At 41.0% G+C, this 26,323-nt stretch carries 20 protein-coding genes; 5 read left to right on the forward strand and 15 right to left on the reverse strand.

Going from position 1 to position 26,323, the window contains the following annotated elements; translation table 11 throughout:
• Positions 1-51: 51 nt before the first annotated feature.
• From ACHCNF_RS09735 to tig, 4 genes are all read right to left on the reverse strand, one after another.
• Positions 52-1,482 (reverse strand): deoxyguanosinetriphosphate triphosphohydrolase, encoded by a 1,431-nt coding sequence (locus tag ACHCNF_RS09735; protein WP_408069611.1) that lies wholly within the window; start codon positions 1,480-1,482, stop codon positions 52-54.
• Positions 1,483-1,492: 10 nt separating this feature from the next.
• Positions 1,493-2,884, reverse strand: coding sequence for a C40 family peptidase (locus ACHCNF_RS09740; protein WP_408069612.1), 1,392 nt, complete (start codon positions 2,882-2,884; stop codon positions 1,493-1,495).
• Between the two features lie 134 nt (positions 2,885-3,018).
• A complete protein-coding gene (gene asnS / locus ACHCNF_RS09745) occupies positions 3,019-4,410 on the reverse strand; it encodes an asparagine--tRNA ligase (protein WP_408069613.1) in 1,392 nt (463 codons plus the stop codon).
• 36 nt (positions 4,411-4,446) lie between these two features.
• Positions 4,447-5,739 carry a trigger factor gene (gene tig, locus ACHCNF_RS09750; RefSeq protein WP_408069614.1) on the reverse strand — a complete coding sequence of 431 codons (1,293 nt, stop codon included), beginning with the start codon at positions 5,737-5,739 and terminating at the stop codon, positions 4,447-4,449.
• A 181-nt stretch (positions 5,740-5,920) separates the two neighbouring features.
• Here tig and ACHCNF_RS09755 point away from each other — a divergent pair, with 181 nt between their 5' ends.
• On the forward strand, positions 5,921-6,397 hold the full coding sequence (locus tag ACHCNF_RS09755) for a hypothetical protein (protein WP_408069615.1): 477 nt from the start codon (positions 5,921-5,923) through the stop codon (positions 6,395-6,397).
• Positions 6,398-6,482: 85 nt separating this feature from the next.
• Here the strand turns inward: ACHCNF_RS09755 and ACHCNF_RS09760 are convergent, their stop codons facing one another.
• A complete protein-coding gene (locus ACHCNF_RS09760) occupies positions 6,483-7,124 on the reverse strand; it encodes a hypothetical protein (RefSeq protein ID WP_408069616.1) in 642 nt (213 codons plus the stop codon).
• A gap of 272 nt (positions 7,125-7,396) precedes the next feature.
• Here ACHCNF_RS09760 and ispE point away from each other — a divergent pair, with 272 nt between their 5' ends.
• Positions 7,397-8,269 carry a 4-(cytidine 5'-diphospho)-2-C-methyl-D-erythritol kinase gene (ispE, locus tag ACHCNF_RS09765; protein ID WP_408069617.1) on the forward strand — a complete coding sequence of 291 codons (873 nt, stop codon included), beginning with the start codon at positions 7,397-7,399 and terminating at the stop codon, positions 8,267-8,269.
• Positions 8,270-8,292: 23 nt separating this feature from the next.
• Complete coding sequence (locus ACHCNF_RS09770; protein ID WP_408069618.1) at positions 8,293-8,718, forward strand: YwiB family protein; 426 nt, start codon at positions 8,293-8,295, stop codon at positions 8,716-8,718.
• A gap of 9 nt (positions 8,719-8,727) precedes the next feature.
• Here ACHCNF_RS09770 and ACHCNF_RS09775 read toward each other — a convergent pair whose 3' ends face one another.
• From ACHCNF_RS09775 to ACHCNF_RS09785, 3 genes are read right to left on the reverse strand one after another with little or no spacing between them, the layout of a single operon-like run.
• On the reverse strand, positions 8,728-9,633 hold the full coding sequence (locus tag ACHCNF_RS09775; protein WP_408069619.1) for a dihydroorotate dehydrogenase: 906 nt from the start codon (positions 9,631-9,633) through the stop codon (positions 8,728-8,730).
• 18 nt (positions 9,634-9,651) lie between these two features.
• Complete coding sequence (locus tag ACHCNF_RS09780) at positions 9,652-10,452, reverse strand: dihydroorotate dehydrogenase electron transfer subunit (RefSeq protein ID WP_408069620.1); 801 nt, start codon at positions 10,450-10,452, stop codon at positions 9,652-9,654.
• A gap of 24 nt (positions 10,453-10,476) precedes the next feature.
• Positions 10,477-11,847 (reverse strand): dihydroorotase, encoded by a 1,371-nt coding sequence (locus ACHCNF_RS09785; RefSeq protein WP_408069621.1) that lies wholly within the window; start codon positions 11,845-11,847, stop codon positions 10,477-10,479.
• A gap of 75 nt (positions 11,848-11,922) precedes the next feature.
• Here ACHCNF_RS09785 and ACHCNF_RS09790 point away from each other — a divergent pair, with 75 nt between their 5' ends.
• Positions 11,923-12,654 carry a lysophospholipid acyltransferase family protein gene (locus ACHCNF_RS09790; RefSeq protein WP_408069622.1) on the forward strand — a complete coding sequence of 244 codons (732 nt, stop codon included), beginning with the start codon at positions 11,923-11,925 and terminating at the stop codon, positions 12,652-12,654.
• A 39-nt stretch (positions 12,655-12,693) separates the two neighbouring features.
• On the opposite strand, the gene ACHCNF_RS09795 is transcribed toward ACHCNF_RS09790, so the two are convergent.
• The 7 genes from ACHCNF_RS09795 to ACHCNF_RS09825 form a co-directional block, all read right to left on the reverse strand.
• Positions 12,694-13,908 carry a D-alanine--D-alanine ligase family protein gene (locus ACHCNF_RS09795; RefSeq protein ID WP_408069623.1) on the reverse strand — a complete coding sequence of 405 codons (1,215 nt, stop codon included), beginning with the start codon at positions 13,906-13,908 and terminating at the stop codon, positions 12,694-12,696.
• A gap of 72 nt (positions 13,909-13,980) precedes the next feature.
• Entirely contained in the window at positions 13,981-15,657 is a 1,677-nt protein-coding gene (locus ACHCNF_RS09800; protein ID WP_408069624.1) for a DUF6020 family protein, read from the reverse strand.
• Between the two features lie 34 nt (positions 15,658-15,691).
• Positions 15,692-17,350, reverse strand: coding sequence for a Mur ligase family protein (locus tag ACHCNF_RS09805; protein ID WP_408069625.1), 1,659 nt, complete (start codon positions 17,348-17,350; stop codon positions 15,692-15,694).
• Positions 17,351-17,360: 10 nt separating this feature from the next.
• Positions 17,361-18,149, reverse strand: coding sequence for an alpha/beta fold hydrolase (locus tag ACHCNF_RS09810; protein ID WP_408069626.1), 789 nt, complete (start codon positions 18,147-18,149; stop codon positions 17,361-17,363).
• A 24-nt stretch (positions 18,150-18,173) separates the two neighbouring features.
• Complete coding sequence (locus ACHCNF_RS09815) at positions 18,174-19,727, reverse strand: glycoside hydrolase family 9 protein (RefSeq protein WP_408069627.1); 1,554 nt, start codon at positions 19,725-19,727, stop codon at positions 18,174-18,176.
• A 22-nt stretch (positions 19,728-19,749) separates the two neighbouring features.
• Positions 19,750-22,047: a hydratase gene (locus ACHCNF_RS09820; RefSeq protein WP_408069628.1), complete on the reverse strand. Its 2,298-nt coding sequence runs from the start codon at positions 22,045-22,047 to the stop codon at positions 19,750-19,752.
• Positions 22,048-22,256: 209 nt separating this feature from the next.
• On the reverse strand, positions 22,257-24,737 hold the full coding sequence (locus ACHCNF_RS09825; RefSeq protein WP_408069629.1) for a glycogen/starch/alpha-glucan phosphorylase: 2,481 nt from the start codon (positions 24,735-24,737) through the stop codon (positions 22,257-22,259).
• Positions 24,738-24,965: 228 nt separating this feature from the next.
• Here ACHCNF_RS09825 and ACHCNF_RS09830 point away from each other — a divergent pair, with 228 nt between their 5' ends.
• Positions 24,966-26,243: a BMP family lipoprotein gene (locus ACHCNF_RS09830; protein WP_408069630.1), complete on the forward strand. Its 1,278-nt coding sequence runs from the start codon at positions 24,966-24,968 to the stop codon at positions 26,241-26,243.
• Positions 26,244-26,323 lie beyond the last annotated feature (80 nt).

Below are 26,323 nucleotides of genomic sequence, written 5' to 3' on the forward strand. Positions count from 1 at the left end.
AACTGAATTAAAATGCAAGTAGAATAAAATATTTTTGACCACTTCATCCTGTCAAATAACCAGTCCATTTAACTCCTGGTATAGTCTTTTCGCATAACTGTCCGTCATACCGCAAACATAATCTGTCACCAAAAGCAGCCTCAAATACAACTTCTCTTTTTCGCTCGTGTCGCGAGAATAGATGTGATATATTTTTTTATAGTTTTCTGAAATTAAAGAAATCATTCTTGAGTCTATGGGACGCAGCTTAATATCTGTATCATAATAAACTGCTGCCGGCACAAGCTTATCCAAAAGATAGGACAGAATCCTGTCAGCGCTAACCTCTATCTTAAGAATCGGCTCCGAATTAAATGTATATTTTACGGCTATATCTCCGAGTGCATCCACAATGTGTTTGCCCTCAGTTCCTTCAAGAAGCTCCTGTCCAAAGGAGCCACTCATGATCTCGTCGTAGTGCTTCACAAAGCTCTCCGTAGCAAGATAAATAAGTTTTCCCTGAATAGCAACAATCCAGTTAGAAACTGCATATTCACCGGGGTCACTCACACCGTGTTCTATCCCCTTGCCATATCTGTACTTTAAAGTATCTATAAGTAACCTGTATCCTGAATCAGACAGGTCTTCAAAGCACCTGTTCTCAAGTTCTCTTGTCAGCACGTCGAAGCTTATTCTTCCCTTTTTATATGAGTCCTCTATATCTGCTGTTCTGTAAGCTATGTCATCTGCCGCTTCTAGAATATATGTCAGAGGATGGCGTCTTCCGTTTAAGCCACAGGAATCCTCTATATTTCTGAAAAGTTCTCTATCAGCATAGTAATAGCCCATTTTGTGACAACATATATCCGGACTGTTTTTATCAACCTCCAGAGAAGACACCGGATATTTTATTATTGTAGCGAGAAGTGCCTTTGTAAGATTCATACCGTGCTCGTCCACAAGGTAATGAAGCTTACTGACAACTCTTAGAGCCTGCGTATTTCCTTCAAAATGATAAAAATCATTCTGCATCTGGGGATTCAAAATATCTACCAGTTTTCCTGTATTCCCATCATCAGACACGTATTCAAGCCGTGGCAGATTTTCCTTAAACCACTCTCTTATAGCTGTTTCACCAAAATGTCCAAACGGCGGGTTCCCTATATCATGTAAAAGTCCTGCGCATTGCAAAATGTCACAGATATCCTGCTGATAAGATGGATCAAACGATTCATCTCTGATATCAGTGACTATTTTCCTTGCAATATTTTGTCCAAGTGATTTACAGAAAGAAGAAACTTCCAAAGAATGAGTCAGTCTGGTTCTTACAAAATCAGACTGATCCAGTGGAAATACCTGTGTTTTGTCCTGAAGCCTTCTAAAAGAAGCACTCCCTATTATTCTATGATAATCTTTTTCAAATTCACTGCGGAGATCCTGCGAACCCTCGCGCCTGGCTATAGGGCGGATTCTATCTCCGCAAAGCAATTTACTCCATTCCAATTATTTGACCTCATCCCACAAATCTGCGAATCGTAAGTATTGTCCTGTAAGTAGCACTTTCATACTTTATTCCTGTTTTTGCAGTGCTGGCATGCACAATTCTGCCACCACCAAGATAAATAGCAACGTGACCACCATAGTAGATTACATCTCCGGGCTGGGCATTCTGATAGGAAACTTCTCTGCCAAAAGTAGCCTGGGAATATGATGTTCTCGGCACAGTTATGCCAAACTGCTTGTAAACAGAATAGACAAATCCTGAGCAGTCAGCCCCGTTTGTAAGGCTGGTACCACCGGCTACATAGGGATTCCCAACAAATTTGCATGCATAATTCGCGATATTCTGCCCTGTAGCAGAGCCTGCAGGTGCCGGAGTCGATTTTTCTGCAGCCGGTGCTTCCTCGCTATCAGCTTTTGATGAATCTGCGCTGTCTGCAGGATCATCATCAGTATCATTGGCTGCGAGCAGCTCTTTTTCCTTTTCCTTCTTGGCAGCTTCTTCTGCTTCCTTTTTCTTTTTAGCTTCTTCTGCCTCTTTAGAAGCAGCTTCATCTGCAGCCTTCTTGGTCTTTTTTACTTCTGATTCTTTGGCATCTATCTTTGCCTGCAGCTCTCTGATCTCAGCGGTCTGCTGTTGCAGCTGCGCAGTATAAACAGCTGCGTTTTGTCTGGCTTTGGCGAGCTGCACATCAAAATTTGCATATTGTTTTTTGTACTGATCTATAACCGTCTCAACGTGAGCCTGTTCTTCCTTTAACTCGTACTGCGAAGTTTCCAGCTCTGACTTCGCTTCCTCAAGCTCCTTGCCATACTGCTCTGCGGCATTCTTTGCAGCAATGAAATCAGCAAGCTTTTTTCTGTCATAATCATACAGCTCTTCTGCATATCCGGCTTTATTCAGCATATCTCCGACGCTTTCAGCCTGAAGGAGCAGCACCGCATAGGACATTTCACCCTTTTCATACATAAACTTGATTCGTTTTTTCATTGAATCATAGAGAGTTTCTTCCTGAAGCTTGGCCTCATCATATTCCTGCTGTGTCTTCTCAATTTTAACCTGAGTGTTCTCAATATCAGACTGAATCAAATCTATACTTGTGAGAAGCCCTACCAGCTCTTCATTAGCCTCATCGATTCCTTCCTGTATTTCAGCCTGTTCTCCCTGGATCTGACTTATATTTTGATTAGCGTTATTTAATCCGCTCTGGCTCTCTTTCTTTTGAGATTCTATAGCATTTTGCTGTTTCTCAAGCTCCTTCTGCTGCTTTTCCAATTCCTTTTGCTGCTTCTTAAGTTCCTCACTTGTAGTCGCAAAAACAGGAGCTCCGGAAACTGTAATCATGGCAGTCGCAAGAGCTATACATAAACTTTTATTAAAAAATCCTATTGAAAATTTTTTCATTTATTCCCCATTAAAAAACAAAACTTTCTTATTACTTTTTATTATACCATGATGGTAACAACTAACAAAAGCTGCTGCATATAATCTGAATATCAGAAAATATGCAACAGCTTAAAAGTCAATAATCTAAGCGATTACAGTTCACAGTTACCCACTGTGCGGGGGAATGACTCAACGTCACGGATATTACCCATGCCTGTGAGGTACATTACGCAGCGCTCAAATCCAAGTCCAAATCCTGCATGTCTGACTGAACCATAGCGTCTGAGGTCGAGGTAGAACTGATAGTCCTCTTTCTTAAGTCCAAGTTCATCCATACGCTTCTCAAGAGTAGCAAGATCATCCTCTCTCTGGCTTCCACCGACAATCTCACCGATTCCGGGAACAAGGCAGTCAGCAGCAGCTACTGTCTTACCATCCTCATTAAGCTTCATATAGAAAGCTTTGATTTCCTTAGGATAATCAGTTACGAAAACCGGCTTCTTAAATACCTGCTCAGTAAGGAATCTCTCATGCTCTGTCTGAAGGTCTGAACCCCATTCTACTTTGTAATCGAACTGGTCATTGTGCTTCTTGAGAATCTCAATTGCTTCTGTGTAGGTTATTCTGCCAAACTCACTGTTTGCGACGTTCTTAAGTCTGTCGATAAGTCCCTTATCCACAAATGAGTTGAAGAACTCCATCTCTGCAGGTGCATTCTCAAGAACATAGTTGATAACATATTTAAGCATAGCCTCTGCACAATCACAGTCATCCTTAAGATCTGCAAAGCACATCTCGGGCTCAATCATCCAGAACTCAGCTGCATGACGTGTTGTATTTGAATTCTCGGCTCTGAATGTAGGACCGAATGTATAAACATTCTTAAATGCAAAAGCATAAGTCTCAACATTGAGCTGACCTGATACTGTAAGGTTAACAGGCTTTCCAAAGAAATCCTTGGAATAATCAACCTGTCCGTCCTCTGTCTTGGGCACATTATTGAGGTCCATTGTAGTAACCTGGAACATCTCTCCTGCACCCTCACAGTCACTACCTGTGATAAGAGGTGTATGAACATATACAAATCCTCTCTCCTGGAAGAAGGAATGAATAGCATATGCTGCAAGTGATCTTACTCTGAAAACAGCTTCAAAAGTATTTGTTCTTGCACGGAGATGAGGGATTGTTCTCAAAAACTCAAGTGAATGGCGCTTTTTCTGAAGCGGGAAATCCGGTGTTGAAGGGCCTTCCACATCTATCTTCTCAGCCTGCATCTCAAATGGCTGCTTTGCACCGGGTGTGAGGACTATTGTACCCTCTGCTATGATGGCTGAACCAACATTGAGCTTACTAACCTCTGCAAAATTACTTAATGTATCAGAATACACTATCTGAAGCGGTGTGAAATATGTACCATCATTAAGTACGATAAATCCGATTGCCTTGGAATCACGAATACTGCGAATCCATCCGCCTACTGTCACTTTTTTATCTGCAAATTTTTCGGGAGCCCTAAAAAGCTCTCTGATGTCTGTCAGTTCCATCTTTTGCCTCCATCTAATAAATCAAATATGAATAAATTATTCTGCTGTATCTGCGTTCTCTGCCTCTGTAGCTGTATCTGCGCTCTCAGCCTCTACTGCATCAGCACTATCGTCAGCAGCACCTTCTGCATTGTCATCTGCTGCCTGCGCATCCTCTGTAGCCTGTGTATCTTCCGTAGCCTGTGTATCATCTGCCACATCTTCCTTTGCAGGCTCAGTTACGTTTGCATTGCTTGCAAGGAACTCTATAACTTTATTTGTAAGAAGATTTTCCTTGATATTCTCAACATCAACAGTCTTCTTATAATCATCAACACTTGCTACTTTCTTGTCCTCTTCTGCTGTAGCATTGGCATTTGCCATATCTGATTCAAGCTTCTCATTAAGTTCTTCATCAGTAACTTCGATGTTCTCAAGCTTTGCAATTGCTCCAAGCATGATGAATTGTTCTGCGAGCTCTACAGATTTATTATCAAGATACTCTGTCTGCTCTCCTGAAAAGCCTTCCTGAGCCATCATCATTGTAAGAACCTGGTTAGTGTCATAGCTTGTACCGTAATTAGCTGAGTAATATGAAGCTACGAGATTTGCCTGCTCGGTGTACAGCCCCTTGAAACGATCAAGTGCTGCCTGAGGCGGCTGATTAAATTTGCAATTGGCTGTTACCGCATCAATAACCTTTGTATTGATTTCGTTCTGATATTGAGTCTGCTTATCCTCCATAAGTCTGTCCTTAAGATATGTCTTAAGTTCATCTATGTTAGATACATTCTCTATTCCAAGTGATGCTGCATAAGCATCATCAAGTTCAGGCTTTACCTTTATACTGTTAACCTTGACAGTAAAAATAACATCAACACCGGCAAGATCTGCCTTATAATTTTCAGGGAATGTAAGATTAAGATCTCTTGTCTCTCCGATAGCTGCACCGATAAGACCATCTTCAAATCCATCGATAAATGAATGGGAGCCTATTGTAAGGTCATAGCCTTCAGCAGTACCTCCCTCAAAGACTTCACCTGTATCAACTCTTTTTCCTGAATAATCAATATTTACTGTATCGCCTTCCTGGACCGCTCTGTCAGTTACCTCAACAGTTGCCTTCATAGAAGAGCTTATATACTGCATATACTGCTCGATTTCTTCGTCGCTGACCTGGGGTGATGCAACTTCAACGCCAACTCCTTTGTATTCTCCCAATGTCACATAATCGTCAAGATTAAGATCCTTAAGATAAGCTGCATCCTTATTATCTGCTGCCTTTGAGCATCCTGCCAGCATTCCTGCCGCAACTACTACAGCAGAAATTGCTGCTATAAATTTTTTCATAAGTATTTACTCCTTAGTACTTTCTTTAATAAAAAAATAAACTTTTTTAATACTAGCACAGTTTCTACTTATATTAAAGTATTTTGTTGCCTAAGGCTTAATTCAATGTTAAAATACATTTTGCGCGACTATTATTTAGGTCGCAGTAAACAGATTCATTTTTTTAGTTTGGAGGCACGTTTTGAATCCGGTATTAATCGTATTTTTAGTAATCATTGCAGTACTTACAATCGCTCTTATAGCACTTACTATTCTTGGAAAAAGAGCTCAAAAGCGTCAGGAAGAGCAGCAGGCTCAGATGGAATCAATGAAGCAGAGCGTTTCTATGCTTATCATTGATAAAAAGCGTATGAAGATCAACGAAGCAGGTCTTCCCTCTGCTGTTTTGGAGAATACTCCCAAACTTCTCAGACGTTCTAAGCTTCCGATCCTTAAGGTTAAGGTTGGTCCTCAGATCATGAACCTTGTTTGCGACGAGAAGATTTTTGATTCCGTACCTGTAAAAAAAGAAGTTAAGGCTGAAGTCAGCGGTATTTATGTTATTTCCGTAAAAGGCTTAAGAGGCGGAAATACAGCTCCTGCTCCGAAGAAGAAAGGCTTCTGGAGAGATCTTGTAGCCAAGGCTCAGGAGAAAGCCGGAGCTAATCCGCTTAAGTAATTTTCTATATGAACACAAAAAAGTTAGGACTGTGAGCATTTGTGCCCACAGTCCTTTTTATTTCGCTATTTACTTTACTTAATTCTCAAGCCTCTATCTCTGCTGTATCCTGAGGCTGTTTGTTCTTTTCTGCCATTTCGTCAAAGCCTTTCATGACTGCATCATATGTCTGCTTTGAAATATCCGGAAGTTCTTTTCCCCATGCCTTGGTTGCTTCTTTAAATCCTTTTTCAAATGCCGAACGCATCTTTTCTATCTGACTGGGGTCCCCGCCGGTGAGAGCATTTGCAAAATCAAGTATACGCTGGGATGTCTGCTTTACACCCCAATAGCCATCCTCAGAAATCTCTTCCTGAGCCTTTTTCTTGGCAGCTTCATCAATCGTGAAGTCTCCTTTTGCAAGGAATGACCAAACATCGTCTGCTTTTCCTATAGCAACTCCCTGCTTTGACATCATGGAAGCCACTATATCTTTAAGCTGATTCTGTCTAGTCTCAAGGTCATTCTTTAACATATTTACGACAGCTTCGTTCTTAACATATGTTTTGTTGTTTGAAGATGGCACTGTATTATCCGACTTCTCATAAACCGCAGCCTTATCCGTATCCTTTGCTCCAGCGGTTTTCGCTGTTGTATCCTCTGATGTTACCTCAGTGGCTTTAGCGGTCGCAGTCGGCTCGTAATACGTGGTGGCCTGGTCTAAACCTGTAACTCCGTTTACGCCCATATGAACTCCTTTTCTACGCCAAATAATCTGACGCCGATACGACTGGTATGCCTATGCATACTTACAGTTTTACTTATCTCTTTTATCGACTGTTTCCACTTTAAACTTAAGACTTTTTTGTTGTTAAATTCAATTAAAAAATTATAAAATTTGAGGCATATTTTCTGCAAAAATACAGATCCATAAACTATTTATAAACTCCCATATATTAACGCTTTGACTTCATTTTATGCTATTATACAAACAGTCCTATTTATACGGAGGAATTAAATTTGATAAAGAGAAAAGCATACGCAAAAATTAATTTAGGTCTTGATGTAATTGGCCAAAGAGAAGATGGCTACCACCTTGTCAGAATGATAATGCAAAGCATTGATTTATATGATGAGCTTACATTTTCTGAAAGAGACGATAATAAAATAGTGATAGAGACAGCAGATCCAAGAATTCCAACAGATGAACATAACCTCATATGGAAAGCTGCTGACCAGTTAAGAACACATTGTCACGCGGAGGATAAGGGTGTAACTATTCACCTTGATAAGCACATTCCCATGGCAGCCGGAATGGCAGGCGGAAGTACCGATGCTGCTGCAACCTATATTGCTTTGAATGAACTTTGGAATCTTTCACTTAGCACAGAAGAGCTTTGTTCTCTCGCCGTAAAAAAAGGCGCTGATATTCCTTATTGTATTAAGGGAGGAACTGCCCTCTCAGAAGGAATCGGAGAAGAGCTGACAAAGCTTAAAGATATGCCCTCCTGTCACATAGTTATAGCAAAGCCACCAATTGACGTTTCAACCGCATGGGCATATACAACACTGGATTCAGCTCCTATAGAGAACCATCCTGACATAGATGGTATGATGCAAGCCATCGAAGAAGGTGACCTGTCCGGCATATCCAAGCTGCTTGGCAATGTTTTAGAGCCCATAACTTCAGGAAGATATACAGTCATAGAAGACATTCGCCAGATTCTTCTCTCAAATGGTGCAATAGGCGCACGTATGAGCGGAAGTGGTCCTACAGTCTTTGGTATTTTTGAAAACAAAAATCTTGCAGGGGCAGAGCACGCTGTCAATGAGCTTAGAAGCAGAGGAATCGCTCCTGAACTGTTTATAACCACTCCTTTGACTACTATATGATGCTCAGAATTTGTGAGGAAAACATGGAAGGAACATTAAAAATTCTCGGTGCCCACATTCATGGCGAAGGTAAACCGGAAATTATTAAAACCGAACACAAAGCCCTCTGCTCCAAAGAGGGTTTAACCTATATAATCACTTACTCCGATACAGATACCGGCTCTGACAATTCATCCGGAAACATAGAACACAAGCTTATTATAGGCGAAGGCTTTCTTCGTATGTCGCAAACCGGAGACATAACATCTGACCTGCATTTTAAGCTTGGAGAAATCTGGAACACCGATTATCAGACCCCTTACGGATTGATGAAAATGACTGCTATAACAAGACATCTGATGCTTGAATTTGGTCCTAAAAAAATCTCCGCCCATGTACAGTATGAACTGCAAATGGACGGAGAAAAAGTCTCAGATTCAAAGGTGCGGATTTCGTTTATTCCTGACTAATTATGCCGGTTACCTGACAGCTCCGATAAGCTCATTTATGTCCTCGATTCCCTGCTCCTTCATATATCTTTCTATACCTTCTATTACGTTAATGGTGGTGTAGGGATCGTGGAAATTCATCGCTCCTACTGCAACACCTGTAGCGCCTGCCAGCATAAATTCTATAGCATCTTCTGCACTGGCAATTCCACCCATTCCAATAACCGGTATTTTCACTGCATGTGAAGCTTCATATACCATTCTGACCGCAACAGGCTTGATTGCAGGACCTGAAAGGCCTCCGGTCTTATTAGCTATCGCAAAAGTCTTTCTGTAAATATCAATTTTCATTCCTGTAATTGTATTTATCAGAGATATAGCATCAGACCCTGCTGCCTCAGCAGCCTTTGCCATCTCAGCTATGCTTGTGACGTTCGGGCTAAGCTTCATGATAATGGGCTGCTTTGCATGCTTTTTTATCTCACTTGTAATATCAAACAGAGCCTTTGGGTCCTGGCCAAAAGCAATGCCACCCTCCTTAACATTAGGGCATGACACATTTATCTCAAGCATATGGACTCCAGCCTGATCAGCAAGCTTATCCACCACATCCACATAGTCCTTTGTGCTCTTTCCGCATACATTAACTATTACTTTAGTGTCAAAATCCTTAAGGAACGGCAGGTCCCTTTCTATCATTACGTCTACTCCGGGATTTTGAAGTCCGATCGCATTGAGCATACCTCCGTATACCTCTGCTACTCTGGGCGTAGGATTTCCCGGCCAGGGAATACTGGCAACACCCTTGGTTACTACTGCGCCAAGTCTGTTGAGATCTACAAATTCTGCATATTCCATTCCGGATCCAAAGGTTCCGGAAGCTGTCATTACAGGGTTTTTAAAAGTTACCCCAGCGATATTTACTGATGTATTCACCTATTCTCTCCTCTGTTCTTATAGTTCCAAGTCTTCTGCATCAAATACCGGTCCATCGGTACAAATTCTGGCATTGTTGACATGAGAATGCTCATCCTCTTTTTTTGTTTTACAGATGCAGCCAAGGCACGCGCCGACTCCGCAAGCCATTCTCTCCTCCAGGCTTATATATGCCTTTGCACCGATTTCTTTTGCATATGAAGCTACTCCCCTGAGCATCGGCATAGGTCCACAAGCATAGATCACATCTGCCTTAATATCATTTTCTCTGCACGCATCAATTACATTACCTTTAGTTCCGACACTTCCGTCCTCTGTTGCGATGAAAAGATTCCCCAGAGTTTTGAATTCCTCAGCAAGGAAATTGTCAGAATTTCTATAGCCCATCACCATGGTTATACTTTCGGGAGCCTTATCTTTGCTGCTCTCCTTTAATTCCTTTGCAAGTCCCAGAAGAGGAGGCACTCCTATTCCTCCGCCTATTATCAATACTCTCTTTCCTTCAGCTTTTTCAAGCGGAAATCCATTTCCCAGAACTCCCAGTATATCCACCGTGTCACCCTGTCTGTACAAGGCAAATTCTGCGGTGCCTGTTCCTGCAATCCTGTAAACTATGCGAAGAGAGCCTTCCTCTCTGTCATATCCGCATATACTTATAGGTCTTGGAAGGAGTGTTGCTTTATTTTTGGGATATATTCCAACAAACTGTCCGGGTCTAGCAACCTCTGACAGATCTGTCTTTAGTCTTAAATCCATTATTCCTTCCGCAATACTGCTCTGTGATATCACTTCAACAGTTATCTTTTTCTTTTTGGGCATTGATGTTTTTCCTTTCGTGAAGAGTTATAAATTATATACTACATTTCCACCACATATCGTGAAATGTATCTTACCGGGAAGTTCCTCCCCGGTAAACGGTGAATTTGAAGCCTTCGAAGCAAATCCTTCTACCTTGTATGTCTCATTTTCCGCGAAAATAACCAGATCCGCAGGACCACCCTCATATATTCTGCCAACAGGGAGCGCTTCTACAATCTCCCTGCCATCAGCCGTTTTTTCTTCAGTACTGCAAAAAGCGTAGAGCTCATATATTTCAGCAGGCTGATAAGTCATTCTGGAGAGCAGTGTCATCAAATCCATATGTCCTTTCATTACAAGTTCTCTTATTCCCAGCCCCAAAGATGTCTCCAGACCTATAATCCCGCTTGGCGCCTTTGTCAGTTCCTGCGCCTTCTCCTCTTTTGTATGTGGCGCATGATCCGTAGCAATTGTCTCTATCGTTCCGTCCGAAAGCCCCTCTATAATGGCAAGTCTGTCACTTTCCTTTCTTAGAGGCGGATTCATCTTTGCCAAGGTGCCGTACTTAAGAACCGCATCATCTGTAAGTGTGAAATGGTGAGGGGTTGCTTCAGCATGAATATTTGTGTTCCCTTTTCTTGCTTCCCTTATCATATCTACTGCTTCTTTAGTACTTATATGCTGTATGGTGATATGCGCCCCTGTCTTGTTTGCTATGTCTATATCTCTTTTTACCATAGCAATTTCAGCTTCCCTCGGAGATCCCTGTATACCAAGCTCCTTTGCAATGTCCCCTGCATTTATCCCATTCTCAGAAATAAAAGAAGGATCTTCTTCATGTAGGCTTAAAACCTTACCAAGCTTCGCTGATTTTTCACAGGCACTCCTCATAATATTCTCGTCAGTCAGAGGTTTGCCATCATCCGTAAAAAGAACCACGCCTTCATTTAGCAGCTCTTCCATATCCGTAAGCTCTTTTCCCTGCATACCCTTCGTGATATTTGCACAGGAAAAAACTCTTATGCCTGTCTCAGCTCCTTTTTTTAGGACATATCTTATGGTTTCACTATTATCCAAAGACGGTTTTGTATTCCCCATCATAACTACTGAGGTAAATCCGCCCTTCTTTGCAGCCTCAGCTCCGGTATAAATGTCTTCCTTGTCCGTAAATCCCGGATCTCTGAAATGAACGTGCGCATCAACAAGCCCCGGAGCAACGATCATTCCTCCTGCATCGATTTCATCCAGTTTCGCATTTTCACCCTCTGCAAACATAAGCATCGCCTCTGAAGCCATATCATCCAGGGTGCCGCATAAGCCTATCTTAGCTATTTTTCCATTATGAACAAGTATGTCTCTGTATCCATCAAGCTTACTTGCGGGGTCAATAAGCCTACCGTTTTTTATAAGAAGCATTTTGTATATCCTTTTCCTGTTTTTTTATTGTGGTATAATAATTCATCATACTATAAATTTATCGGAGATTCATTCATGATACGTCTTATTTTGGTTTTTTTATTTTTGCTGATTTTCCTGCTCTGCAGTATCCTCATCCAGCTTGTTCTTTGGGTAGTAGGTAAGTTTAACCTTGAAGCCAAGAAAACAATATCTCTTAGAATAGTCAGCTGGGCTTTCAGGTGCGTGGCATTTTTATCAGGTGCCAAACTCACCGTTATAGGTGAAGAAAATGTCCCCAAAGATAAAGCTGTTCTCTATGTTGGTAATCACAGAAGCTATTTTGATATAGTTCTAAGTTATTCAAGAGTGCCAAGACTCACCGGTTATATAGCAAAAAAAGAAATACTCAAGGTTCCGGTTCTTTCTCAGTGGATGCGCAATATGGACTGCCTGTTTTTGGACAGATCTGATATTCGCCAGGGACTACAGGTTATTCTTTCCGCCATTGATAAGGTAAAAAATGGAATTTCCATTACAATATATCCCGAGGGCACAAGAAATAACTCAGATGAGATGCTTCCTTTTCACAAGGGCAGCTTCAAAATTGCTCAAAAGGCCCGATGTCCCATTGTTCCTATAACAATTAACAATTCAAATGCGATTTTTGAGGATCACATTCCTTTTATAAAAAAATCCCATGTTATTCTCGAGTACGGTGCTCCGATTTACATGGATGAGCTTGCTCCTGAGGATAAAAAGAATATCGAAGTGTACTGTCACAAGATTATACAGGAAACATATCAAAAAAATAAGGCGCTCGTATGACGCCTTATTTTTTATTCCGTAAATCAGCCAAAAGGGCTATTAAAGCTTACTGCCCTTTGATCCGCCTCCAAGCTTAACTCCCTCGAGAACATTTGTCTCAAATGAGAATACCAGCTTATGATTCTCACGGTCCTGTTTAATTGCAATCTCGATCATATCATCAAGAAGCTGTGAGTACTTCTTTCCAAGGGGCTCCCAAAGATAGAATGATAATGATCCCGGAATTGTGTTTATCTCATTAAGATATATTTTGCCTGTTTCTTCATCAAGCATGAAATCTATTCTTGATACACCGCTGCAACCAAGACACTTGAATGCATCCACAGCCATTTTTCTGATTTCAGATCTCTGTTCATCGGTAATATCAGCAGGAATCTTTCTCTTAAGACTTGCCATACCCTTTGATCCGCCTGACTTTGCACCACCTGTTTTAGCACCCTTGGCACCGGAACCTCCGATGTATTTATCCTCGAAGGAGAGGATCTCATCAGAGTTAATGGGCTCCTCACACTCAGATGCCTCTGCATTTTCATAATCACCAAGAACTGAGCAGTTGATTTCCTTGAGTTTAACAATCGCGGGCTCAACAAGGATTTTTCTGGAAAACTCGAAGGCAAGTTCCAATGCTTCAGAGAGTTCTTCTCTGTTTCCGGCTTTGGATATACCGATACTTGAACCAAGATTAATAGGCTTAATGATGACGGGATATTTAAATGAACTCTCAATTCTGTTCATGAGAGCCCCTGCATCCTCGTAGTCTGTCCATGTATAGCACTTGCAGTCAAGAACAGATATGTCATTGTCCTTAAGCACAGTTTTCATAACATACTTGTTCATACCTACAGCAGAAGACAAAACGTCACATCCTACAACAGGGAGTCCCAGTGTCTGCAAAAATCCTGTGAGAACTCCATCCTCAACGTTTGTTCCGTGAACAATAGGAAATGCTATATCAACATTTGTGATCACATTGTTCCCAAATTTCTTCATGGGATAACGCACAAGGCTGACCTTATTGCCGTCCTTTATCCACACTACTTTTGTGCTCTTTTTAAGAAGCTCAGGTATATGCGTATATTCCTCAATCTTATCCACATCTTCGCCAATATAAAAATCATTCTCTTTGGTCATGTATACAGGAATAATATCGTATTTTTCTCTATTCATATATCCGATAGCCTGTATCGCAGAGATAATGGAAATTTCATGCTCTGTACTTTTACCACCAAAAAGAACTGCAAGTTTTAACTTCAAAATAAACACTTCCTTTCATATTACTGCCACAAAAAGTCGTACATCAAAAGTATAGACTTATCTGTGAAAAATTCAACTTCTTTTATAATCCGAGCACAAAAGCGCCAAGCAAATCGGAGATGCAAATATCAGGCAAAGCGCATATCTGCTGTAATTCATAGGGCTGACTATAAGAAACAAAACATTTATAAAAATCGGTAATAATATGACAGTCTCCGGTCGCTTTTTATCATTTTTCCCCCAAAAACCATCTCTAAACACCAGCATGTAAAATAAATAGACAGGAATCCAGAATGCATACAGTACTGTTTGAAATATCCATTTTACTACAGGCATTATCGTTATCTTAAAATACAGCGAAGCAGCTTTTTCTCCAAACCTGCTCGGAGCAATGTTATGTATTTCTCCAAATATACCTGATGCCTTGGGAATATCGCTAAAAATCTGTATTCCTACATCCGGAGAGAAGAAATGTCCGCAAATAGACATTGTTGCACGCAAATAAATTATAGGATGCTGAAGCCCCTTTTTAAGCCACATCTTAAGATACTCACTCACCGCTTCATCAGATGCTTCCGGATTAAATGTATCCTTTACAGGGTCGGTGACATTATAAGCAAAATCCTTTTTTATCCTGTCATAATCGAGAACAGCTTCAATTATTTCCTTATCACTATCTGTGAAAGCTTCTTCCTTATCGCGAATTAGTCGTGCTGTTTGTTGGAAAAGTGTGCCATATAATTCCTGCCGTCCACCAGGATAAATATTTAAGGTAGGATATATTACCTTTGGAAAAATACCATACCACAGTAAAGAACAGGCAATGGCTGCCAGAAGAATTTTCACTTTATTCTTATCTTTTGTGAAAAGTACGCCCACTGCTGTTATGACCACAACAAAAATACCTGTATTAAGTGTCACGCAAAGCATTATTTCTATTAAACAAAATAATAACCATGATTTTGCAGGCTTATCATCTTTTCCTATAAAATATCTGTAGAGAACATAAATAAGTAGTATAAAAAGCAGGCTGTGCATCGTATTTTTCAACATGCATATCATGTACATAGGAATAAACGGCATAAACATATAAAACAGCCTTGCTGCCTTTGCAAGCTTTTTTCCTCTCTTACTTGTGGCATTTTCATATACATCACATAAAATGCCGGATATCAGGAATGCGCCTGCCAGCATTTGGATCATTATGTAAAGCAAAAATCCCAAAGTAGCACTACCCACAAGTGTCCCCAGCCAGATAAAAAACGAGAAGATAAATGTTGGAACTATCGGATGATGAGCATTCAAAAATACATTTACCGTCTTTTGTCCTTCAATAAATCCAAACGGTACCGGGCTTACCCCATTAAAAAAGTCATTTACCTGATTGGCCGTATCATAGTTAGCCACTCCGGGAAGGAAAATCAATAGGTACGGAAGCCATGAAGCAAACATCAAAAGAGACAGCTTAATCCTTGGCAGTTTTCTTTTATTATCAGTTGCTTCCTCAAAGCCTGCCAATGCAAAAGCTACTAATCTTGTGGCAAGATAAAACAAAACTGCATAGAGCACGAAACGGATTGAATCTCTAAAGCCAATATATTTATCGATAAAAAGATGATCCTCTACAGCATTTTGATTAACAACCGTAAAAAGCGACATAACAACAGAAAAGACAGCATCCTTTACTACTGCCTTTTCTCCGTCGCCAAAAATAATCTGTTTTAAACCGGTTATCTTCTCCAGTTTCATATACATTCCTTTTTAGTCATATTCTCTCAAAACCTTACAGATAGTTGTCAGGTAAATCATTCTCCAAAAGTATAACCTTAGGTTTTCCGGCATCTATCTCATACATCAGATCTACTGCATCTTTAAGATTTTCCTTAACAAAGAGCTTATCCTCAGAGAATCCAGACTCAAGAGCACCTTCCTTTATGGGTCTTGTGTGTACAGAACCCACAAGGATAATATAGTCTGCTGCCTCTGCAGCCTGTTTTCCAAATTCCTTATTATACTCAGCCTCTTTTTCTCCAAGCTCCACCATTCCGGGTGTCACAAGAATTCTTACACTATCCTCAAATTTAGATAATGTATCGAGAGCTCTCTTAGCTCCCATGGGATTGGAATTGTAAGCGTCATCAATAATTGATACATTTCCATGCTTTTTAAGCTCCTGTCTGTGAGGGGCAGGTGTTATTCTCCTAACCGCCATTTTGAGTTTACTCATGGGGATACCCATGCTATGAGCCATTGCTATTGCGCCTACAACGTTTGTTACATTATGCTCACCAAGAAGCTTCATGGTAAAATCAGCAGTATCTCCGTTTGGTGCAGTCACCTTGAAGGAAGCACCATCAGATGTAAACTTAACCTCTGTTGCCCGATAGTCACATTTCTCACTGCAGCCATAAAGAACAACATTGTCATGTCTCAGATTATCAACAATAATCTCGTTGTCTCCGTTTGCAAACTTAAGGCCTTTACTGCTCTTTTCCTGTACAGCATCAAAGAGCTCAAGCTTGGTATTTATGATATTCTCCATGGAATGAAAGGTCTCAAGGTGCTGAGGTCCTATGGATGTAAGCATTCCATCATCAGGATGTACAATATCCGTTATTTCTTTAATGTCATGTACGTGCCTTGCACCCATCTCGCAGATAAAAATCTCATGCATAGGTGTGAGCTGTTCACGTATAGTACGCACAACACCCATCGGTGTGTTGTAGCTCTCGGGTGTCATCAGAACTCTGAAACCTTCTGAGAGAAGTGTCCACAAGTAGTACTTAACACTGGTTTTACCATAGCTGCCTGTAATACCAATTATTCTAAGACCGGGATGCTCTTTTAACATTCTCTGCGCATCATGTATGAACCAGTCATTTACCTTCTTCTCAATCGGCTTGTTTATGAGATTGCATAGCGCCGTAACGAGTGGAAGAAGTCCGATAAACAACGCAACAATGAGAATTGCTGTCAGCTTTTTGCCATCAGTTTCAATTGTAAAATTTGAAACATTATTTTTTGTAGCAATAAAGATTCCATACAGAGTTTCTCCACCTGTAAGGTAGCACCAGCATGAAATTCCCATGAGGATAAGAAAAACAACTGCATATGTAATAAAAAGTCTCTGTACTCTCTTGGTTATAACAAATTTCTTTTTAGCTTTTTTAGGCAGATACTGAACAATAAGAAATATAAGAAAAGCTAATGATAATATTCCAAATATTTTATTAAAGCTGTTTGTTCCAAGTACACCCAGAATCGCAGTCACACACAAATAACCTATATGAAGACCATATCTTTGCGGCTTCGACCTCAGATATCTGAAATATCCCTGAAACTGATAGGATGAGAGCTGCAGCATATGTGTATAATGCCTTAGTCCCATGATCACAGCTGCTATGTAAGCAATAACATATAATATAAATAACGATGTTAGCATATATAAATCCTCACATTTCTATTTTCAGGAAGCTGCCCAGAATCTTATTGTACATATACTGATTCTCTAAAAATGAATAATGACCGACACCGGGGATCACAGCAAGTCCTGCCTCCGGCATAAGCTTTTCCATCTGTTGTCCGTCTGAAAGAGGTGTCGCAGTATCCTGATCTCCCCAGATGAGCAAAGCCGGCATTGTTACCTTTGGCATATAAGGTACAAGATCTTCATTGACAACCTTTACAAGACTGGCTCTCATTATCGGTGAAGCTGCAGCATAGTCAGCAGATCCGAACTTCTTACGAAGACTCTCCAGTGTTCCGGGGAAGACCCTGGCTATACCGGTCTTTTCAAGGACACTCTTATAGAACTTATACCTCTTGGTTCTCCCGGACTGTTTTCCCGACGGAACAGGCTTAATACCTGCACTGTCAGTGAGCACAACCTTCGATACATTAAAACCACGCTCCTCTGTGGTTTTTGTACCTATCATCTTAATGATGACACGTCCTCCCATGGAGTGTCCAAGGAGAATTACATCCTTATCATTTGGATAAAGCTTATTTATGAAATGTATCACAAAATCCACAAAATCGCTTACTTCCCACGGATTCGCAGGTTCATCGCTTTTCCCAAACCCCGGCATATCCATTCCGACAACATGATACTTTTTGGATGCGAACTTGAAAATTCCATCAAACAGGTCAACATTAGACCCCCATCCATGAAGAAGTACCAAAAGTGGTCCATCGCCTTCATCGCGATAATATATTTTTAATCCATCAATTTCTGTATTCATTAAATTTAACCCGTCTCATACGCTTCATTCCTTAATGACGCTAAGCATAAAGATAAGCTTGGCATTAAGGAGCGGCTGATTCATTATTCCTGTTCCTTCATCAGTATCAAGATACGTATGCTCTGTAGAATCCGTCACATAGTTTACCGCTTCAGGATTTCTTCCCATCAGGTAGTGAGCATGATTCTCTATGATTGTCGTATATTCATAATTATAAATTATGTGATCAGTTATTGTTATGGTTCTCATATCATCAAGGAGCTTTGCATGATCCTCGCTGGTAACCATAAAAGCCGAATTCCTCGCAGAATTCACTATGCCGGTAGTCTTATTCATAAGTAGCTTCATGATTTTGGAGCACACATCCACATTTACCTTTTGGTTTGTGGATATATAGGTAATACCGCCAAGGAAAACATCCTCATTTTCTTTGAACATCTTATCAAAACTTCCGGACTCAAAAAACGATGTCAAAACCTGCTCATAGTTAGATGCCCCGGTTGCCCTGTAAAGCTGCGCAGCTGCATAGAATCCTTCAGGTTTTTCCTTTACATTTTCAGTACTTGCATAAATACTGTAAGCTCTGTCTGCACATTTAAGACATATGGTTGCAAAATCCGAATCAAAACTTTGATAAAGGTAACCAAAATCCGATAAAAGAGTTGCAAATCTAATAGTCGCCTCCATGGTGATAGGCGTAACTTCCACATCAGCCTGCATAAGGTCCACATTCTCATCTCTTACGGTAAGTGCTGACCCATACACTCCGCCTGTACGTTCATCCTGCATTTTCATAAGCCATTCCACTTCATATCTGACCTCATCAAGAAGATCAGGTATTCCGTTTCCGCTTTCGGGAATTCCCGAATCATCGGTTATAACCTTGGAATTCATCTCATATGCAAGAAGTAGGTTCTGAGCTATTTTGCATCCTGTGACAACATCCCTGTCTGCCTGTGCATTCAAATGCCAGCCGCCCGATGCGTCAATTGATCTCGCAGGATCCTCCTGTAAATGTGCTTCTCCCGTATGGCATGCGGCATGGGCATTATCCCCAGCCAAAGCCTCTGACACAGAGGTTCCGCATCTGTTTTTGTAGTAGGTCCTGCAGGCCTCATTGAAAATGTCGTCATACAGATCATTCTGTATCCTAAAGCTATAGGAACTTCCTATCGTGTCTGCGTAAATGTAGTAAGTTCCGTCCTCGATCATATCTGTGAAATAGCCTTCTTTTATCTCAGCCCCATCTTCAGTATGATTGGTGGTTCTCATCTGACCGGTATATTCAAGCTCATCTGTCCTGGCATTGTAAACATAGAAAACATCCGGTAAATCCGTGCCCTTAAATATCACAGCTTTTTCTGCTCCGGTTCTATAGCCATTCTGATCAACTAGTGCCCCAGGCACCATTACAGGTACATCATATACGACATTTGGAGCAGGCGCGCTGCCTTGCGCCTCCTGCTCCGGTGTAACACTTTCTGTTTTATCCGATCCCTTGCAGCCGCATATGGTTATTGCCAGAGCTGCAGTCATGCAAAAGACCGGAATTCTTTTTTTATAAAAACTTTTAAACATGATATTTATTCTTATACCCTGCTTATTTCTTTCCTGCGCGGTTGTAATTTATAAGACAACCATCGAGAATAATCTCTCGCTCATTATCAGTAAGCTCTCCAAGTGTCATGGAAAACTCTTTCAGTTCACTACCTGATACTGCAAATGCCTTGATTGCAGCAGCCTTATTTTCAACAGCAGCTCTGATATCAGGAAGGAAAATGTAATCAAGATTCTTAAACGGAAGATCTCCCTTCTCTATTACAAGAGGAAGCATACCCCAGTTTATCAGATTTGAGCGATAACGCTTTGTTGCATACTCATTTGCAATGTTGGCCCATCCGCCAAGTACCTTCTGGCAGGATGCAGCCTGCTCTCTTGCTGATCCATCGCCGGGTTTAACAGCAAATATCGTTGATCCGATTCCTGTGTTTTTAGCAGTAACACCGGGATATTCAGCCAAAACTGCCTTTACTGCTGCCCTGGTCTCTTCGCTCATATTATCAAAGACTGAATCCTGAAGTCTCTTCTCTTCCTCAGCATGTACACTCTTAGCTCTTCCGACATACTCAGGATCTTTTCTTGAGAGTGTAAACTCTGCAAGTCCTATAGGATTGGATCTGTAAGATGAAGTCTCTCCTGAAGGGATAAGCTCATCAGTTGTAGTAACAGGATCATGAATCTCAGATACTACCTTAAGGAGTAAGTTATCGGTAAGCGCTGACATCTTGGGCCAATCCTTAATATTAGGACCAAACTGAAGCTCTGCATTTGGATCTGCCTTGCCGTGAGAATCAAATACTCTGTTTGCATATATCTCTTTATCAAAGTGATATGTATACTTATTAAACTTGCCGTCAAAGGCTGTTGCAGGTGTAAGAACTCCCTGATTTGCAGCTGTTGCAGCTATGGATCTGGCATCCATAAGTGCAACTGAAGCGATCTGTCCATTCTGAACCTTGGAGCCTTCACGATTAGGGAAGTTTCTTGTTGAATGACGAATACTAAAGGCATTATTAGCCGGTGTATCACCTGCACCAAAGCAAGGTCCGCAAAATGCAGTCTTAAGGATTGCACCTGTCTCAAGTATTTTTGCGGCAACTCCGTTTTTCACAATCTCCATGAAGATCGGTGTAGATGCAGGATATACGCTTAATGTAAATCTGTCATTTCCAGTAAATCTACCCTCTAAAATATCAGCAGCTGCGCAGATATTTTCAAATCCGCCGCCTGCACATCCGGCAATGACTCCCTGGTCAACCATAAACTTGCCGTTTTTAATCTTCTCTTTTAATGAATACTGAATCTTATCACCAAAGCTGACCTTAGCACGCTTCTCAACATCAGCAATGATGTCCTCCAGGTTAGCATTTACTTCCTCAATCTCATAAGTATTGCTGGGATGGAACGGCATCGCTATCATAGGCTTTACTGTGGATAAGTCAACCTCGACAACACCATCATAGTATGCAACATCTCCGGGCTTTAATTCTTTGAAGTCTGCACTTCTGCCGTGAATGTCATAGAAGTTCTTTATTTCATCATCAGTCTGCCAAATAGAAGACAGGCATGTTGTCTCCGTTGTCATAACATCAACGCCTATACGGAAATCTGCGCTGAGGCTCTTTACTCCGGGTCCAACAAACTCCATTACCTTATTCTTAACATAGCCATCACCAAATACTTTTCCGATAATTGCAAGGGCTACATCCTGAGGGCCAACTCCATGCATAGGCTCTCCTGTCAGGTAAATGGCAACAACCTCCGGCATATTTATGTCATATGTCTGGCTAAGAAGCTGCTTAACAAGCTCAGGTCCGCCCTCACCCATAGCCATGGTACCCAGTGCACCATATCTGGTATGAGAATCTGAACCAAGTATCATTCCGCCACCTGTAGCAAGCATCTCTCTTGCAAACTGATGAATAACTGCCTGGTGCGGAGGCACATAAATACCGCCATATTTCTGAGCTGCTGTAAGACCATACATATGGTCATCTTCATTTATTGTTCCACCAACTGCACAAAGTGAATTATGGCAATTGGTGAGCACATAAGGAATCGGGAATTTCTCAAGTCCTGACGCCCTTGCGGTCTGAATAATGCCCACATAAGTGATATCATGGCTGGTAAGCTTGTCAAATTTAATCTCAAGCTTCTCCATGTTATCTGAAGTATTATGATTCTTCAAAATACTATATGCTATAGTATTCTTCTTTGCTTCTGTCTTATCAATCTGCTTATTTGTTTTTGCCTTTACTGCCTCTGCTGCGCCGGCTCCATCGGGAATCAGTTCATTTCCACCAACAAGATAAGCACCGCTATCGTACGTCTTAACCATTAAACTCCTACCTTTCCTGCTAATTATTTACCTACTCCAAGGTATTATACTGTAATAATTATTATTTGTGTACTTATTATAATTAATGCATAAAAAAACATCTATTAAATCTTTGAGATTAATTTTGCAAAAATATCCCCTGTCATTCCCCATAGAAAAGGCCATGTCCCGGTTCCCCGTTACACAGCCTTTTTATCCTCTATAATATTTTACACATTTGACAGATCAAGTTTATCTATATGCCAGATTTCATCAACATATTCCTGAATAGTTCTGTCTGATGAAAACTTTCCGCAGGAAGCCGTATTCAGAATTGCCATTTTTGCCCATTTTTTGGTATCCCTATACGCTTCGGATATAGCACTTTGAGCCTCTATATAGGATTCGAAATCTTTAAGTATAAAGTATTGATCCGCTTTATTTGAGTTAACTGTATTAAGCAATGAGTTGAACAGAGGCCTGAAAAGTTCTCTGTCATTTGAATATGTGCCATCTATAAGATGATCGAGGGTTCTCTTAACATTGGGATCCTTGTCATATATTTCACCCGGATTGTAACCACCATGCTTTTCATAATTGATTACTTCTTCAGAGGTAAGGCCAAAGATGAACATGTTCTCTTTTCCTACTTCGTCCAGCATTTCAACATTGGCACCATCAAGCGTTCCAAGGGTGATTGCTCCATTAAGCATCATCTTCATATTACCTGTACCGGAAGCTTCCTTACTTGCTGTTGATATCTGCTCTGAGATATCTGCTGCTGCAAAGATAAGTTCAGCATTGGAAACTCTGTAATCCTCTATGAAAACAACCTTAAGCTTACCCTTTATGGAATCATCATTGTTGATGACTTCAGCAACGGAATTTATAAGCTTTATAGTCAGCTTAGCTGTCTGATAACCTGCAGCAGCCTTCGCTCCAAATATATATGTCTTGGGAGTATATTCCATATCAGGATGACTCTTTAACATATCATATATATACATAACATGAAGGATATTAAGAAGCTGGCGCTTATATTCATGTAATCTCTTTACCTGTACATCAAAAATAGACTTGGGATCCACATCTATTCCGTTGTGCTCCTTTATATAGGCAGCAAGACGCTTTTTGTTTTCATACTTGATCTCCATGAATTCCTTCTGCGCCTTCCTGTCACCGGCAATCTCTTTTAGCCCGCTTATAAGTGAAAGATCTGTAATCCAATTTTCACCTACCTTCTCAGTAACCCAATCAGCAAGAAGCGGATTAGCATGCATCAGGAAACGTCTCTGTGTAATTCCGTTTGTCTTGTTATTGAACTTTTCAGGATACATTTCATAGAAATCCTTAAGCTCTCTCTTTTTAAGAATTTCAGTATGGAGTCTTGCAACGCCGTTAACAGAATGTCCTCCAACGATTGCAAGATGTGCCATTTTTACCTGATTGTCATACAAAATGGCCATGCTGCGAATCTTATCCTGAACATCGATACTTGGAAGATTTGAATACTGACGCATTATCTGGTCTACAAATCTTCTGTTTATCTCATCAACTATCTGATAAATTCTGGGAAGCAATCTCTGGAAGAGGTCAATAGGCCATTTTTCCAATGCTTCTGCCATAATTGTGTGGTTTGTGTAACAGCAGGTCTTCATTGTGACATCCCATGCCGTATCCCATGGCAGATAATACTCATCCATCAAAAGACGCATAAGCTCTGCAACAGCAACTGTCGGGTGTGTATCATTAAGCTGGAAAACCGCTTTTTCATAAAATTTGGTAACATCATCATGGCGACGCAGATATCTCTTAAGAGCTGTCTGAACAGATGCTGAGATAAAGAAATACTGCTGCTTAAGTCTCAGCTCTTTACCCGCAATATGATTGTCATTGGGATAAAGCACTTCGCAAAGCTGGCTTGCAAGATTCTCCTGTTCCACAGCTTTCTGGTAATCACCCTTATCAAATGAATCCAGCTCAAAGCAGTTAACAGGCTCAGCATCCCATATTCTAAGGGTATCTACCACTCCGTTCCCATAACCTACAACCGGAAGATCGTATGGAACAGCCCTTACAGTATGGTATCCCTCCTGGCGAAATACATTTCTTCCCCTGTCATCAACAAAAACATTTACATAGCCGCCAAACTTTACTTCCTTTGCGAGTTCAGGACGTCTGAGTTCAAAAGGATTGCCAAATTCCAGCCAGTTATCCGGTACCTCTACCTGATATCCATCCTTGATCTTTTGCTTGAACATTCCATATTTATAGCGGATGCCACAGCCGTATGCCATATATCCAAGTGATGCCAGAGAATCCAGGAAGCATGCTGCAAGTCTGCCAAGACCTCCGTTCCCGAGAGCGGGGTCAGGTTCCTGATCCTCTATTATATTGATGTCAACCCCCAGCTCATCCAGGGCTTCCTTGACGGGCTTATATGCCTGCAAATTTATTAAGTTATTGCCAAGTGCGCGGCCCATCAGAAATTCCATTGACATGTAATAGACAATCTTCGGATCCTGTTCATTTGCAGCCTTCTGCGTAGTCATCCAATGATCGACAATAGCATCCTTTATAGCATATGCTGATGCCTGAAAGATTTCCTGTGGAGTAGCTTCTTCAATAGTTTTTCGATAGAGTGTTTTTACATTATACAAAACACTTCTCTTAAAAAGTTCCTTATCGAATGATAATTGTTTTTTCTTCATGATTTCCTCCTCAATGGAAAATACAAATATACGTCTATTATAACGTAATATCGAACATTACTCTAGTTAAAAAAAAAGAAACAATCGCAGAAAACATGTCAAATGCAACAAAAAATGCTTTATATCTTGTGAAAAAGTGCATAAATGATTATAATCTCTCTTAGTGTATAGTTAATACTATACACGATTCTAATGTTTATTTTATTTAAAGAAAGGGAGAAAAACATTATGAAGAAGTTACTGGCTATGATGCTTACAGCATCACTTACTTTCAGCCTTGTTGCTTGTGGCGGTTCTTCAGCCGATACAACTAACACAGCTGAGACTGCTACAGAGGAGACATCTACAGAAGAAACAGTTGAAGAGGCTACTGAAGAGGCTTCTACAGAGGAAGCTGCTACAGAAGAAGCTACTGAGGAAACAGAAGAGGCTACTGAAGAAGCTGCTGACGAGACAGCTACAGAGGCTTCAGGCGACTACAAGATTGCTATGATCACAGACTCAGGTGACATCACAGATATGTCATTCAACCAGACAACATATGAGGCATCTAAGGCTTTCGCTGAGGCTCAGGGTGTTGACTATCAGTACTACAAGCCCACAGAGGATTCAAACGAGGCTCGTACAGCTGCTTTTGACAACGCTGTATCTGATGGCTACAACGTAATTATCGTTCCCGGTTATCTTTTCGCTGAGATGATTGCTACAGTTGCTGAAGAGAACCCTGATGTAACAATCATCGCTCTTGACTGCAGCCAGGGTGATTTCGAAGGCGCAGGCATGGATGAGCTTCCTTCAAACGTTTGCTCATTCACATATCAGGAAGAGCTTGCAGGTTACATGGCTGGTTACGCTGTAGTTAAGGAAGGCTACAAGAAGCTTGGCTTCCTTGGTGGTATGGCAGTTCCCGCTGTTATCCGTTATGGTTACGGTTTCGTTCAGGGTGCTAACGATGCTGCAAAGGATCTTGGCAACGCTTCTGACGTTGAGGTTAACTATGTATATGGCGGACAGTTCTTCGGTGACGAGTCTGTTACAGCTGTTATGGATACATGGTATCAGGGTGGTACAGAAATCGTATTCGCTTGCGGTGGCGGTATATTCACATCAGCTGGTGAGGCTGCTAAGAAGGCAGGCGGTAAGGTTGTAGGTGTTGACGTTGACCAGTCCGGCACAATCGATGGTCTTTATGGCGATGGCATCTGTGTAACATCAGCTATGAAGGGTCTTGGCGCAACAGTTAACTCTGTTCTTACAGATCTCTTCGCTGGCAAGTGGGATTCATACGCAGGCAAGATTGAGAACCTTGGTCTTGTTTCAGGTGATGATCCGGCACTCAACTATGTACAGCTTCCTACAGATACATGGTCAATGAAGAACTTCTCAGTTGATGATTACAAGGCACTTGTTAGTTCTATGTATGCTGGTGATGTAACTGTTTCAAGCGATATCGAGGCTATGCCTTCAACAGATATCACTGTTAACGAATTCGATAACATCCACTAATAAGAAACGACTATCAAAGGCGCTTTCCTTTTTATAGGAAGGCGCTTTTTTTACGTGCCAAAAAATGATAAACTAGAATT

This window comes from Butyrivibrio sp. NATIVEDY162 (assembly GCF_045999815.1).
Lineage (GTDB): Bacteria > Bacillota > Clostridia > Lachnospirales > Lachnospiraceae > Butyrivibrio.